Below are 13962 nucleotides of genomic sequence, written 5' to 3'. Positions count from 1 at the left end.
TTCCCTTTCCGGCGGTTCCGACTCTATCAGATCCTTTCGGCGTCTGATCCCCGGTCAGCGGGGTTCGTCCTCGCGGCTGTTGGGCCGTTCCGACGAGTGAGACTTTAGCGGATTCCTGGCTCCCGAGCTAATCGGCGGCCGGCGCCCTTTCGAACGCGGATTCCTCATTTCGCAAATACGCACGTCAAAACAGCCGACGCGAAGAGCGTCGATTGAGTGGGTGGTGCTTGCGGAATGGCTGTCCGGGGACCGACCGGGGTCGGCGCTCACGTCGGACAACTCGGAGAACAGTACGTATCGGCGTGGGGTGTGTCAACTCGCCGCCGCGAGGCGCTCCCGGGGCGTACTGTGGAGCGCGTGATGACGCGTACGTGCACCCAGCTCTGGTGGGCCGCCTGACGGCGGCCGTACTCACGTATGCACTCAACGGCCGCCGCTTCGGCGGCCGTTCTCGTATCTCCCTCCGGGTCCCGGGGGCCGGCCGCAGGGGCGGCGGTCCCGACCAGAAGGAGTGGAGATGACTCGGGTCTTCAGCGGGATTCAGCCGACCGGGCACCTGACCCTGGGCAACTACCTGGGGGCCATGCGGCGCTGGGCCGAGGCGGACCAGCACCGGGCGGACTCGCTGTTCTGTGTGGTGGATCTGCACGCGCTGACCATGGACCACGATCCGGCGCGCGTACGCAGGCTCAGCCGGCAGACGGCGACCTTGTTGCTGGCGGCCGGGCTCGACCCCGAGGTGTGCACGGTGTTCCTGCAGAGCCACGTCGACGAGCACACACGGTTGTCGTACCTGCTGGAGTGCGGGGCGACCGACGGGGAGGCGCGGCGGATGATCCAGTACAAGGAGAAGGCCGCGAAGGAGCGGGAGCGCGGTGGGAGCGTGCGGCTGTCGCTGCTGACGTATCCGGTCCTGATGGCGGCGGACATCCTGGCGTACGGCACGGACGAGGTGCCGGTCGGTGAGGACCAGGCGCAGCACGTGGAGCTGACCCGGGACCTGGCGGTGCGGTTCAACCAGCGCTACGGGCAGGCGTTCGTGGTGCCGAGGGCGACGATCCCTCAGGTGGCGGCGCGGGTCATGAACCTCCAGGACCCGACGAGGAAGATGGGGAAGTCGGACGACTCCGGCGCGGGGGTCGTCTATCTGCTGGACGAGCCGGACGTGGTGCGCAAGAAGGTGCTGCGGGCCGTGACGGACAGCGGGCGGGACGTCGTCTACGACCGGGCGGAGCGGCCGGGCCTCGCGAACCTGCTGGATGTTCTCGCCGCGTGCACGGGCGGGAACCCTGAGTCACTGGCGGACGTTTACGACTCGTACGGCTCTTTGAAGAAGGACACCGCGGAGGCGGTGGTGGAGGTGCTGCGGCCGGTGCAGGCCAGGCATCGGGAGCTGTGCGCAGATCCGGCGTATGTCGAGGGGGTGCTGCGCGATGGTGCGGAGAAGGCGAGGGCGTTGGCCCGGCCGACGGTCGATACGGCCTACCGGGCGATCGGGCTGCTGCCGCCCGTCGCGGAGCCCTCGCTGAGCGCCGCGCGTTAGCCGGGCGGCGCTCCGGCGCGGTCGGCCGGTTCAGTCCTTCTTGCCGGAGGCGAGTTCGCGGCTGCGGTCGCGGGCGGCTTCGAGGGCGGCGATGAGGGCGGCGCGTACGCCGTGGTTCTCCAGTTCGCGGATGGCGTTGATGGTGGTGCCCGCCGGGGAGGTGACGTTCTCCCGGAGTTTGACGGGGTGTTCGCCGCTGTCGCGGAGCATCACGGCGGCGCCGATCGCGGACTGGACGATGAGGTCGTGGGCCTTGTCGCGCGGGAGACCGAGCAGGATGCCGGCGTCGGTCATGGCTTCGACCAGGTAGAAGAAGTACGCCGGGCCGGAGCCGGAGAGTGCGGTGCAGGCGTCCTGCTGGCTCTCGGGGACGCGGAGGGTCTTGCCGACGCCGCCGAAGATCTCCTCGGCGTGTGCGAGGTGCTGTTCGGTGGCGTGGCTGCCTGCGGAGATGACCGACATGGCCTCGTCGACCAGGGCGGGGGTGTTGGTCATGACGCGGACGACGGGGGTGCCCGCGGCCAGGCGCTCCTCGAAGAAGGAGGTGGGGATGCCGGCGGCTCCGCTGATGACCAGGCGGTCGGCGGGGACGTGCGGGGCGAGTTCGTCCAGGAGGGCGCCCATGTCCTGCGGCTTGACGGTGAGGATCAGGGTGTCGGCGGTCTTGGCGGCCTCGGTGTTGGTGACCGGGGTGACTCCGTGGCGGGTGCGGAGTTCTTCGGCGCGTTCGGGGCGGCGGGCGGTGACCAGGAGGTCGCCGGGGGCCCAGCCGGCCCGGATCATTCCGCTGAGCAGGGCTTCGCCGATCTTGCCGGTGCCGAGGACTGCGACTTTCTGGCTCATGCGGTTCAGTCTGGCACCGGGGTGGGGGGTGCGGGCGGGTTGTCCGGTGGGCGGAACGTCGGCGGGCGGGGCCCGTGGTCACGCCGTGCGCCGTCGTAGCGTCGCCGCGCCCAGGCCCAGGACGAGCAGCGCGCAGCCGGCCACGATCAGCACGTCGCGGACGAAGGCCGCCGTCATGTCGGTGTGGTGGAGGACCTGGTTCATGCCGTCGACGGCGTACGACATCGGCAGGACGTCGGAGACGGCCTCCAGGACGGGGTGCATGTCGGAGCGGGGGGTGAACAGGCCGCAGAGGAGGAGCTGGGGAAAGATCACCGCGGGCATGAACTGGACCGCCTGGAATTCCGAGGCCGCGAAGGCCGAGACGAAGAGACCGAGGGCCGTGCCGAGCAGGGCGTCGAGGAGGGCGACGAGGAGGAGCAGCCAGGGGGAGCCGGTGACGTCCAGGCCGAGGAGCCAGAGCGCGAGTCCGGTGGCGAGGGCGGACTGAACGATGGCGAGGGCGCCGAAGGCGAGGGCGTAGCCGGCGATGAGGTCGGCCTTGCCGAGGGGCAGGGCGAGGAGGCGTTCGAGGGTGCCGGAGGTGCGTTCGCGCAGGGTGGCGATGGAGGTGACCAGGAACATCGTGATCAGCGGGAAGATACCGAGCAGCGAGGCGCCGATGGTGTCGAAGGTGCGCGGGCTGGCGTCGAAGACGTAGCGCAGCAGGATCAGCATCACGCAGGGGATCAGGACCAGCAGCGCGATGGTGCGCGGGTCGTGGCGTAGCTGGCGCAGGACCCGGGCCGCGGTGGCGGTGGTGCGGGAGGCGTTGAGGGCGCTGGGGCCCGTGGCGGGTGCCGCGGGGGTCGTCGCGGGTGCCGTGGTCGCGGGGCTGGGGTTCATCGGGTGCTCTCTCTGGTGCGGCCTGCGGCTTCGTCGACCAGGCTCAGGAAGGCGGCCTCGACGGTGTCGGTGCCGGTGCGGCCGCGCAGGGCGTCCGGGGTCTCTGTCCCGGTCTCGCCCCCGGTGAGGATCTCGCCCTCGCGCATGAGGAGGAGGCGGTGGCAGCGCTCGGCCTCGTCCATGACGTGGGAGGAGACGAGGAGGGTGGTGCCGCGGGTGGCGGCGAGGTCGTGGAAGAGCTGCCACAGGTCCCGGCGGAGGACGGGGTCGAGGCCGACGGTCGGTTCGTCGAGGACGAGGAGTTCGGGGGTTCCGAGGAGGGCGACGGCGAGCGAGACGCGGCCGCGCTGGCCGCCGGAGAGGTTGCCGGCGAGGGCGTCGGCGTGGCTGGTGAGGTCGACGTCGGCGATGGCCTGGGTGACGTGCTGGTGGCGGCGGTCGGCGGCGGCGCGGCCGGGGTCGAGGATCGCGGCGAAGTAGTCGAGGTTCTGGCGGACGGTGAGGTCGTCGTAGACGGAGGGGGCCTGGGTGACGTAGCCGATGCGGTTGCGCAGGGCGGGGTGGCCGGCCGGGTGGCCGAGGACGTCGAGGGTGCCGGTGACCTTGGCCTGGGTGCCGACGATCGAACGCATGAGGGTGGATTTGCCGCAGCCGGAGGGGCCGAGCAGGCCGGTGATCCGGCCGCGCGGGACGGCGAAGCGGAGGTGGTGCAGGACCGTGCGGGGGCCGCGGGTGACGGTGAGGTCGTCGGCGTGGACGGCGGGGGGCGGGGCAGCGGGGGCCGGAGGGCCCGGCTCATTATTCATCATGTGATGAATAATTGGGCTGGAGGGGTCGAGGCGTCAAGGGGCGGCGACGGAAAGACGGCAGCGGCAGCCGGTGAGAGGTGCGGGAGCTGGGGTCAGGGCTTGCGGGCGACCAGGAGGAGGACGTCATAGGTCTCCTCGATCGTGCCGTCCGGGAAGACCTCCAGGAGGTGGGCGCGCTCCTCTTCGAGGAAGGCGGTCGTGCGCTCCTCGGACATGATGAGGAAGGCGGAGTGGCTGCCGATGTTGGCGAGGTGGACGTCGACCGGCACGCGGCGGCTCCAGCGGACCGTGCGGCGGGTGAAGTCCAGGCGCCCGCTGGGGTCGGCCAGCTCGACGCGGTCGCCGGCCTTGCGTGCTTCGGCGGCGACGTCGACGCCCAGGAAGGCGCCGACGCGGCGGGCGGCGTCGGCGATCCACTCGACGTCCAGCGCCTGGGTGTTCCACCACAGCGCCAGCGCACCGCCCGGGCGCAGCACGCGCAGCGCTTCCGGCACCGAGTGGGCCTGGTCGGTCCAGTGCCAGGCCTGGGCGTAGGTGATGAGGTCGGCGTGGGCGCCGGCGACGGGCAGGGCGTCGCCGTTGCCCCGGACGAGCGGGACGTGCGGGAGCGCGCGGCGGAACTCGGCGGCCATGCCCGCGCCGGGTTCGACGGCGAGGACGTCGGCGCCGCGCGCGTGCAGGAGGGCGGTGGCGATGCCGGTGCCCGCGCCGACGTCCACCGTCCTGGCGCCCGCGAGGGGGCGGCCGGCCAGTTCCTCGACGGCGTCGAGGAGGGCGGGCGGGTAGGAGGGGCGGTTCGCGGCGTACTGGGCGGCGGCGGAGTTGAAGGAGGCGGCGCGGGCGGCGTGGGCGGCGCCCGGGTCGGCGGGCGACGGCTCGGTGACGGTCATGGGGTCCTGTCTACGGCATCGCCGGGCTCCTGGCGTACCCGGTCTTCCGTCCCGAGGCCGCGGTTTTGCCGCCGGCGTCCCGTCCTTGCCGTTCGACCTTGCCGTTCGACGGTGCCGTCCTACCGGCGGCGCTTCTTCTTCGACGGGTTGCCGGTGCGGCGGGTGGTGCGGCGGGCGTGGGCCTCACGGGCCTGCGCGTACTCCTCGCGGTGCAGCTTCTCGCCCGGCGCCTCGGTGAGGGAGCGGAAGAAGTAGGCGAGGAGGGTGCCGACGAAGCCGATGGCGAGCAGACCGCGCAGGGACGCCTGGCGCTGCGGGTCGTGACGCCTGCCGAAGCCCTCCCAGGTGTTGCGGAAGGCGAGCGCGCTGCAGATCGCGAACATGGCGACGACCAGCACGGTCACGAAGGAGCCGGACTCGGCGATCCGGATGCCCTCGTAGGCGAGGCGCAGCACCAGGCAGGAGACGGTGGCGGCGGCGAGGGAGCCTACGGCGACACCGGCGCGGCGGGCCGCGTAGCCGTTGTCGTGGTCGACCCAGGAGGTGCCGAAGAAGCGCAGGGGCTCCGGGCGGGGGCCGCCACCCTGCGGCGGGGCGCCGTCGTCCTCGGGCGTGCGGCCGAGGGAGCCCGCCGAGGTGTCCGGGGTGCCGGTTTCGTCGCTCACAGCACGATTATGACGCCGGCGGCGGGCGGGCTTCCGGGCGGGGCGGGGTCCGGGCGGCGGTTCCGCGTCGGCGGCCCCGCCCGCCCGGGCACGGCCCGGACGGGACGGGGGGCTCACGGCGCCCGGTGGTGCGGGCCGGGGTCAGCCGCAGCGGGAGGCGATGTAGCCGTCGCTGCCCGTGTGGACGTAGGCGTCCGAGACGTACTCGCCGCTGTCGATGAGGTCCCAGATGTTCGTCGTGCCGTAGGTCCCCGTCACCGTCGTGCCGGGTGTCTGGCAGTAGATCGGCACCTGGACGCCCTCCGGCAGGACGCGGACCAGGTTGTACTGGGTGCCCGGGCCGCTGCGGACGTTCAGCCGGACGCCGGGCGCCACGGCGTAGGTGCGGACGGCTGCCGCCGCCTCCGTCACCACGCTCCCGGTGTCACCGGCTCCGTTCTCGATGGCCTCGGCCTCTTGTGCGCGGTCGACCGACATGAATGGTCCTCCCCCGTCGTCTTCCTCGAACTCGGCGCGAAACGCTGGTGCGCGACGCGCACGCAGACGCTAGCAAGCCGCCTCTGTCTCGTACGAGTCATCGACTAGGCTCCGTGCGTCGCGCGCGCGGACGAAGAGCACGGGGGTGGTCCATGGCGCCACAGCGCAACACCGGAGCGGGCGCGGAAGCGGAACTTCCCGAGTACGCCGGGCACTATCGGCTGGAGTCCTGCCTGGGCTCCGGCGGCATGGGGGTCGTACACCTCGCCCGGAGCACCTCGGGGATGCGGCTCGCGGTGAAGGTCGTACACGCGGAATTCGCGCGGGACCCCGAGTTCAGGGGCCGTTTCCGGCAGGAGGTGGCCGCCGCGCGCCGGGTCAGCGGGGCCTTCACGGCATCTGTCGTGGACGCCGATCCCGAGGCCGAACGCCCCTGGATGGCCACCTTGTTCATCCCCGGGCCGACCCTCTCCGACCAGGTGAAGCGGAAGGGCCCCCTGCCCAAGGAGCAGTTGCGCCGGCTGATGGCGGGGCTCGCCGAGGCGCTGCGGGACATCCACCGGGTCGGGGTCGTGCACCGGGATCTCAAGCCCAGCAACGTGCTGCTCGCCGACGACGGGCCGAAAGTCATCGACTTCGGCATCTCCCGGCCGAAGGACAGCGAACTGCGCACCGAGACCGGCAAGTTGATCGGCACTCCGCCGTTCATGGCGCCCGAGCAGTTCCGGCGGCCCCGGGAAGTCGGCCCGGCCGCCGACATCTTCGCGCTCGGTTCGGTCATGGTGCACGCGGCCACCGGGCGCGGGCCGTTCGACTCCGACAGCCCGTACGTCGTCGCCTACCAGGTGGTCCACGACGAACCCGACCTGACCGGCGTGCCGGAAGGGCTCGCACCGCTGGTACGCCGGTGTCTGGCCAAGGAACCCGAGGACCGGCCCACGCCGGACGAACTGATGCGGGAACTGCGCTCGGTGGCGGCCTCGTACGACACCCAGGCGTTCATACCGGCGCAACGGGCCGGCGAGGAGCGGACTCCCGCGGAAGCCGGGGCGGCGGCAGGGGCGGCACAGGCAGGGGGATCTCCTGCCGGAGCCGGCCGCTCCGAGAGTGCCGGCCGCTCCGAAGGCCCCCGTCGGCGTACGGGCCGACGCCTCGGGCGCCGGCGGGTGGTGGCGCTCACGGCGGGGAGCCTCGGGCTGGCGCTGCTCGGCGCGCTCGTCGGAGTGTGGGTGTCCGGCGGAAACGATCAGGCAGCCAGGGGAGCGGGCGAGCCGACCCTGACGGCGGCTTCCGGCGGCACGTGGACGGCCCGGCCGGCGGTCGGCGGCGAGGGCATGCCGCACTGCGCGTACGCGGCCGGGAAGGTGTTCTGCGCGCGGCCGGGTGCCGTCTTCGCGCTCTCCGCGAGCGACGGCGGGCTGCTGTGGCGGCGCTCGGTCGGCACCGGGTCCACGAGCGGCCCCCCGGTCCTCTCCGGCGGGCTGGTCCAGCCGTACACGGACGGCGGCGGCGCACGGCTCGCCGGGCTGGATCCGGCCACGGGCAGGCAGGTGTGGCAGCGGCGGCTGCCGGCCGGGACGACCGTGCGTTACGCCGGTGACACGGCCCTGCTCACCAGCGCCGACGGCACGGTCACCGGTGTGGACGGCGCGAACGGCGCCACGCGCTGGCGGAGCGCGGTGCCCGGTCGGGGCCTGCCGGTCCTCGACGCGTTCCCCGGCGCCCCGACGGCCTTCGCGACGCGCACGTCCGCCGACGGGACGAGCACACAGGTGACCGCCGTGGACCCGGGCACCGGCCGGGTGCGGTGGGACGTGCGGCTCGGCGGCTGGCTCAAGCCGTTCGCGGCGCAGGGCGGTTCGGTGTTCTTCCTGGCCGTGGACAGCGCGTACGGCGCCAAGGAGATCGTCCGCTACACCCCCGGCACGGGCGCGACCCGGCGCGTGGCGCTGCCCGCCGTCCTCGACGGCGCGCACGCGACGGTGCGCGGGAACGTGGTCTACGTGCTGGCCACCGGTGGCTCCCTGGACGCCGTGGACCTGGAATCCGGGCGGTCGGGCAAGCACCTGTGGCACCTGGAGACGTCGGTGAGCCGTGGTTCGGCGCCCGTCGTGCGGGGCGGGCGGGTGTACCTCACCGCGAGCGACGGCCGGCTGCTCGCCGTCGACGCCGGCGACGGCAGGCTCGTCGGGCAGACGCCGGCGCGGCTGGGCGCGAACTCGGCCGAGGTCGTGAGCACCCCGCCCGCGCCGGTGCCGGTCGGCCCCCGCGTCCTCGGCGCCGCGCCCGACGGCACGGTCTTCACCGTGGACGGCGGGAAACCGTCGGCCTGGTGACCCCGGTCACGGGGAGGACCCTGCGCGGGACGGCGAAGGGTCCTCCATGGAACGGCGAAGGGCCGCCCCCGGCCGGGAGCGGCCCTTCTGCCTCGGCTCGGCCCGGGCGGGTGCCCCGGCTCAGCCCAGGCGGGACACGTCGCGCACCGCGCCCTTGTCCGCGCTCGTCGCCATCGCCGCGTAGGCGCGCAGGGCGGCGGAGACCTTGCGTTCGCGGTTCTTCGGGGCGTAGACGCCGTTCAGGGCCTGCTCGCGGCGGGCCAGCTCGGCCTCGTCGACCAGCAGCTCGATGGTGCGGCCCGGGATGTCGATGCGGATCCGGTCGCCGTCCTGGACCAGCGCGATGGTGCCGCCGGAGGCCGCCTCGGGCGAGGCGTGGCCGATGGAGAGGCCGGAGGTGCCGCCGGAGAAGCGGCCGTCGGTGATCAGGGCGCAGGACTTGCCGAGGCCGCGGCCCTTCAGGTACGAGGTCGGGTACAGCATCTCCTGCATGCCGGGGCCGCCCTTGGGGCCCTCGTAGCGGATGACGACGACGTCGCCGTCCTTGACCTCCTGGGTGAGGATGCGCTGGACGGCCTCCTCCTGGGACTCGCAGACGACGGCCGGGCCCTCGAAGGTCCAGATCGACTCGTCCACGCCGGCCGTCTTGACCACGCAGCCGTCGACGGCGAGGTTGCCGCGCAGGACCGCGAGGCCGCCGTCCTTGGAGTACGCGTGCTCGGCGGAGCGGATGCAGCCGTTCTCGGCGTCGTCGTCCAGGGCCTCCCAGCGCTCGGACTGGGAGAACGCCTCGGCGGAGCGGACGCAGCCGGGCGCCGCGTGCCACAGCTCCACGGCCTCCTGGGACGGGGAGCCGCCGCGCACGTCCCAGGTCTTCAGCCAGTCGGCGAGGGACGGGCTGTGGACGGCGTGGACGTCCTCGTTGAGCAGGCCGGCGCGGTGCAGTTCGCCGAGGAGGGCGGGGATGCCGCCGGCGCGGTGCACGTCCTCCATGTAGTACGTGCGGTTCTTGGCGACGTTGGGGGCGACCTTGGCCAGGCACGGCACGCGGCGCGAGACGGCGTCGATCTGGTCCAGGCCGAACGGGACGCCCGCCTCCTGCGCGGCGGCCAGCAGGTGCAGGATCGTGTTGGTGGAGCCGCCCATCGCGATGTCCAGGGCCATGGCGTTCTCGAAGGCCTGGAAGGTGGCGATGTTGCGGGGCAGGACGGTGTCGTCGTCCTGCTCGTAGTAGCGGCGGGTGAGGTCCATGACCGTGCGGGCCGCGTTCTCGTACAGGGCGCGGCGCGCGGTGTGGGTGGCGAGGACCGAGCCGTTGCCGGGCAGGGACAGGCCGATGGCCTCGGTCAGGCAGTTCATCGAGTTGGCGGTGAACATGCCGGAACAGCTGCCGCAGGTCGGGCAGGCGTTCTCCTCGATGCGGAGGATGTCCTCGTCGGAGATCTTGTCGTTGACGGCGTCGGAGATCGCGTCGACCAGGTCGAGGGTGCGGACCGTGCCGTCCACGAGGGTGGCGCGGCCGGACTCCATGGGGCCGCCGGAGACGAAGACCGTCGGGATGTTCAGGCGCAGGGCCGCCATCAGCATGCCCGGGGTGATCTTGTCGCAGTTGGAGATGCAGACCAGGGCGTCGGCGCAGTGCGCCTCGACCATGTACTCGACCGAGTCCGCGATCAGGTCGCGGGAGGGCAGGGAGTACAGCATGCCGCCGTGGCCCATGGCGATGCCGTCGTCGACGGCGATCGTGTTGAACTCGCGCGGGATGCCGCCGGCCTCCTTGATCGCCTCGCTGACGATGCGGCCGACGGGCTGGAGGTGGGTGTGGCCCGGCACGAACTCGGTGAAGGAGTTGGCGACGGCGATGATCGGCTTCCGGCCGATGTCCGCACCGGGTACACCGGAGGCGCGCATAAGGGCGCGGGCGCCCGCCATGTTGCGGCCGTGGGTGACTGTGCGGGACCTCAGCTCGGGCATCGTCGCTCGCTCCTTCAGACGGATGTGGCTGTTGTCGAGCGTACGCCGGTCATCCAGTGGGCGGGACAAGGTGTCCGCATCGCGGGATGCGCGTTTCACGGAGCCGTCAGGTGCCCCTGTACGACGGGGGCGACCCGGGCGATGATCCGCTCCAGGTCGGCCGACGCCAGCGGCTCCACCTTGATCACGTACCGGAGCATGGCGCAGCCCACGAGCTGGGCGGCCGCCAGCTCGGCGCGCAGCTCGGCGTCCGGCAGCTCCAGCTGGGCGGCGATGCGGCGCAGCAGCTGGGTGGCGACCAGGCGGCGGAAGACGGCGGCGGCCGTGTCGTTGTTGACGGCGGAGCGCACGATCGCGAGCAGCGGGGTGCGGGTGGTGGGGTTCTCCCAGATGCCGAGGACGAACCGGGTCAGCCGCTCGCCGACGGCGTCCGGGGGGCCTTCGGCGACCGCCTCCGGCGCGTTCAGCGCGGGGGCGAAGGCGACCTCGATGGCGGCTTCGAAGACCTGTTCCTTGGTGCCGAAGTAGTGGTGGACGAGTGCGGAGTCCACGCCGGCGGCCTTGGCGATGCCGCGTACGGACGTCTTCTCGTAGCCGCGCGCGGAGAACTCCTCGCGGGCGGCGGCGAGGATGCGGTCCCGGGTGCCGGCGGACTCGGTGCGCGGGGGGCGGCCCCGGCGCCGGGCGGGCGGCTCGGGGGCGGTGTCGTGCGCCGGCGGGGAGGCGGTCATCGGCGGGTCACCCGTACGGCCGCGGCGGCCAGGTGCTTGCGGGTGTACTCCAGGGCCTCGGCGAGGTCGGCCTCGCGCTCGGCGCCGGACATCGCCCGCCGGGTGTTGACCTCGATGACGACATGGCCGTCGAAGCCGGTGTGCACCAGGCGCTCCAGCAGTTCGGCACAGGGCTGGGTGCCCCGGCCGGGCACCAGGTGCTCGTCCTTGGCGGAGCCCCGGCCGTCGGCGAGGTGGACGTGCCCGAGCCGGTCCCCCATGCGGTCGATCATGCCCAGGGCGTCGGTGCGGGCCGTCGCCGTGTGGCTGAGGTCGATCGTGAAGTGCCGGTAGTCGTCGTGGGTGACGTCCCAGTCGGGGGCGTAGGCGAGCATCTCGCGGTCGCGGTAGCGCCAGGGGTACATGTTCTCGACGGCGAAGCGCACGTCCGTCTCGTTCGCCATCCGCCAGATCCCGTCGACGAACTCCCGGGCGTACTGCCGCTGCCAGCGGAAGGGCGGGTGGACGACGACGGTGGAGGCGTCCAGCTTCTCCGCCGCCGCCCGGGCCCGCTGGAGCTTGACCCAGGGGTCGGTGGACCAGACGCGCTGGGTGATCAGCAGGCAGGGGGCGTGGACGGCCAGGATCGGGATGCCGTGGTAGTCCGACAGGCGACGCAGGGCCTCGATGTCCTGGCTGACCGGGTCGGTCCACACCATGACCTCGACGCCGTCGTAACCGAGGCGCGCGGCGATCTCGAAGGCCGTCGCCGTCGACTCGGGGTAGACGGAGGCGGTCGAGAGCGCGATGCGCACGTCTGCGTCCCTTGGTTCAGCCACGTCCGTCACCATACGGCGCTGAGGGGCTCGGGTGTTGGGTGGCTATTCGCCGTTGTGAGGTTTGCCATTTGCCTGGTGCGGGCGCGTGGTCGCTTCCCGCGCGGTTCCCCGCGCCCCTTCGGGGGCGCTAATCCGAACCCATGTGGTCGAGGCGCCGCAGGATCACGCCCTCCCTCAGGGCCCAGGGGCAGATCTCCAGTTGCTCCACGCCGAAGAGGTCCATCGCGGCCTCTGCCACCAGGGCGCCGGCGAGGAGCTGGCCGGCCCTGCCGTCCGAGACGCCGGGGAGTTCGGCGCGCTGCTCCACGGTCATGCCGGCCAGGCGCGGGACCCACGCCTCCAGCGACTCGCGCTTGAGTTCGCGCTGGACGTAGAGGCCCTCGGCGCTGCGGGCCGCACCAGCGATGCGGGCGAGCTGCCGGAAGGTCTTGGAGGTGGCGACCACGTGGTCGGGGGCGCCGAAGCGGCTGAACTCGCCGACCGTGCGGGCGATCTCCGTGCGGACGTGGCGGCGCAGGGCGCGGACGTCCTCGGGGGCGGGCGGATCGCCGGGCAGCCAGCCGACGGTGAGACGGCCGGCGCCGAGCGGGAGGGAGACGGCCGCGTCCGGTTCCTCGTCCATCCCGAAGGCGATCTCCAGGGAGCCGCCGCCGATGTCCAGGACCAGCAGCTTCCCGGCGGACCAGCCGAACCAGCGGCGTACGGCGAGGAAGGTGAGCCGGGCCTCCTCGGCTCCGGCGAGGACCTGGAGCCGTACACCGGTCTCGTCGGCCACGCGCGCGAGGACGTCGTCGGCGTTGGTGGCCTCGCGGACGGCGGAGGTCGCGAACGGCAGCAGGTCCTCGACGCCCTTGTCCTCCGCGGCCTGGAGCGCGTCCCGTACGACGGCGATCAGCCGGTCGATGCCTTCGTCGCCGATGGCACCGCTGTCGTCGAGGAGCTGGGCGAGCCGGAGTTCGACCTTGTGCGAATGCGCGGGCAGCGGGCACGCGCCGGGGTGCGCGTCCACCACCAGCAGGTGCACCGTGTTCGAACCCACGTCCAGGACACCGAGTCTCATGTACGGAACGCTACTGCCAGATCGTCCGTCCTCGGTCCCCGATGCGGCACCCGGCCACTTACCCTGGACGGGTGCCAAAGACGAAAAAGGCAAAGGTCGACAAAGCCGACAAGTCGAACAAGGCGGACAAAGGTCACAAGGCCGCCAGAACCACCACGGAGGCGCTGATGGGCGACGAGAAGGGGCTCGACTTCGCCCGCGCCTGGGTGGAGTTTCCTGATCCGGCGGACGACGAGCAGGTCTTCCGCTGCGATCTGACCTGGCTGACCTCTCGCTGGAACTGCATCTTCGGCAGCGGCTGCCAGGGCATTCAGGCGGGCCGCGCGGACGACGGGTGCTGCTCGCTGGGGGCGCACTTCTCCGACGAGGACGACGAGAAGCGGGTCGCCGCGCACGTGGCGCGGCTCACGCCGGAGCTCTGGCAGCACCATGACGAGGGCACGCGCAACGGGTGGGTCTCCGAGGACGAGGAGGGCTCCCGGCAGACGCGGCCGTTCCAGGGGTCGTGCATCTTCCAGAACCGGCCCGGGTTCGCGGGCGGGGCCGGCTGCTCGCTGCACATCCTGGCGCTGAAGGAGGGCCGGGAGCCGCTGGAGACCAAGCCGGACGTGTGCTGGCAGCTGCCGATCCGGCGGACGTACGAGTGGATCGACCGGCCGGACGACACGCGGGTGCTCCAGGTGTCCATCGGGGAGTACGACCGCCGGGGCTGGGGGCCGGGCGGGCACGACCTGCACTGGTGGTGCACCTCGGCGACGTCGGCGCACGGCGCGGGTGAGCCGGTGTACGTGTCCTACCGGGCCGAGCTGACGGAGCTGATGGGCAAGGCGGGGTACGACCGTCTGGTCGAGCTGTGCGAGGCGCGGCTGGCGTCGCGGTTGCCCCTGGTGGCGCCCCACCCGGCCGACCCGGGAGCCTCGTGACGGCCTTC

The 13962-nt window shown here is 72.6% G+C and carries 13 protein-coding genes; 3 read left to right on the top strand and 10 right to left on the bottom strand.

Annotated elements, in window-relative coordinates; genetic code table 11:
- Positions 1–517: 517 nt before the first annotated feature.
- Positions 518–1543 carry a tryptophan--tRNA ligase gene (trpS, locus tag ACZ5DC_RS12670; RefSeq protein ID WP_468652050.1) on the top strand — a complete coding sequence of 342 codons (1026 nt, stop codon included), beginning with the start codon at positions 518–520 and terminating at the stop codon, positions 1541–1543.
- A 30-nt stretch (positions 1544–1573) separates the two neighbouring features.
- On the opposite strand, the gene proC is transcribed toward trpS, so the two are convergent.
- The 6 genes from proC to ACZ5DC_RS12640 all read right to left on the bottom strand — a co-directional run bounded on the left by proC (position 1574) and on the right by ACZ5DC_RS12640 (position 6112).
- A complete protein-coding gene (proC, locus tag ACZ5DC_RS12665; RefSeq protein WP_468652048.1) occupies positions 1574–2386 on the bottom strand; it encodes a pyrroline-5-carboxylate reductase in 813 nt (270 codons plus the stop codon).
- Positions 2387–2464: 78 nt separating this feature from the next.
- On the bottom strand, positions 2465–3271 hold the full coding sequence (locus tag ACZ5DC_RS12660) for an ABC transporter permease (RefSeq protein WP_468652046.1): 807 nt from the start codon (positions 3269–3271) through the stop codon (positions 2465–2467).
- The gene (locus ACZ5DC_RS12655; protein ID WP_468652044.1) at positions 3268–4080 is read right to left on the bottom strand and encodes an ABC transporter ATP-binding protein; all 813 of its coding nucleotides are present in this window, start codon (positions 4078–4080) and stop codon (positions 3268–3270) included. Before ACZ5DC_RS12655 ends, ACZ5DC_RS12660 begins: the two co-directional genes overlap by 4 nt.
- A gap of 92 nt (positions 4081–4172) precedes the next feature.
- Complete coding sequence (locus ACZ5DC_RS12650) at positions 4173–4970, bottom strand: class I SAM-dependent methyltransferase (protein ID WP_468652042.1); 798 nt, start codon at positions 4968–4970, stop codon at positions 4173–4175.
- Positions 4971–5089: 119 nt separating this feature from the next.
- Positions 5090–5635, bottom strand: a complete 546-nt coding sequence (locus ACZ5DC_RS12645; protein WP_468652040.1) for an EamA/RhaT family transporter — start codon at positions 5633–5635, stop codon at positions 5090–5092.
- 141 nt (positions 5636–5776) lie between these two features.
- Positions 5777–6112 carry an SH3 domain-containing protein gene (locus ACZ5DC_RS12640; RefSeq protein ID WP_366750289.1) on the bottom strand — a complete coding sequence of 112 codons (336 nt, stop codon included), beginning with the start codon at positions 6110–6112 and terminating at the stop codon, positions 5777–5779.
- Between the two features lie 152 nt (positions 6113–6264).
- Here ACZ5DC_RS12640 and ACZ5DC_RS12635 point away from each other — a divergent pair, with 152 nt between their 5' ends.
- Positions 6265–8448 carry a serine/threonine-protein kinase gene (locus tag ACZ5DC_RS12635; RefSeq protein WP_468652038.1) on the top strand — a complete coding sequence of 728 codons (2184 nt, stop codon included), beginning with the start codon at positions 6265–6267 and terminating at the stop codon, positions 8446–8448.
- Positions 8449–8568: 120 nt separating this feature from the next.
- Here the strand turns inward: ACZ5DC_RS12635 and ilvD are convergent, their stop codons facing one another.
- From ilvD to ACZ5DC_RS12615, 4 genes are all read right to left on the bottom strand, one after another.
- Entirely contained in the window at positions 8569–10422 is a 1854-nt protein-coding gene (ilvD, locus tag ACZ5DC_RS12630; RefSeq protein ID WP_366750287.1) for a dihydroxy-acid dehydratase, read from the bottom strand.
- Positions 10423–10517: 95 nt separating this feature from the next.
- On the bottom strand, positions 10518–11153 hold the full coding sequence (locus tag ACZ5DC_RS12625; protein ID WP_468652035.1) for a TetR/AcrR family transcriptional regulator: 636 nt from the start codon (positions 11151–11153) through the stop codon (positions 10518–10520).
- Positions 11150–11971, bottom strand: coding sequence for a sugar phosphate isomerase/epimerase family protein (locus ACZ5DC_RS12620; RefSeq protein WP_165951822.1), 822 nt, complete (start codon positions 11969–11971; stop codon positions 11150–11152). The genes ACZ5DC_RS12625 and ACZ5DC_RS12620 overlap by 4 nt, the downstream gene beginning before the upstream one ends.
- A 127-nt stretch (positions 11972–12098) precedes the next feature.
- A complete protein-coding gene (locus ACZ5DC_RS12615; protein ID WP_468652033.1) occupies positions 12099–13031 on the bottom strand; it encodes a Ppx/GppA family phosphatase in 933 nt (310 codons plus the stop codon).
- Positions 13032–13102: 71 nt separating this feature from the next.
- On the opposite strand from ACZ5DC_RS12615, the gene ACZ5DC_RS12610 reads away from it, so the two are divergent.
- Entirely contained in the window at positions 13103–13954 is an 852-nt protein-coding gene (locus ACZ5DC_RS12610; RefSeq protein WP_468652031.1) for a DUF3109 family protein, read from the top strand.
- The last annotated feature ends 8 nt before the right edge of the window (positions 13955–13962 follow it).

Source organism: Streptomyces sp. NPDC031445 (assembly GCF_055581365.1).
This window is presented reverse-complemented; position numbering and strand designations above follow the sequence as displayed.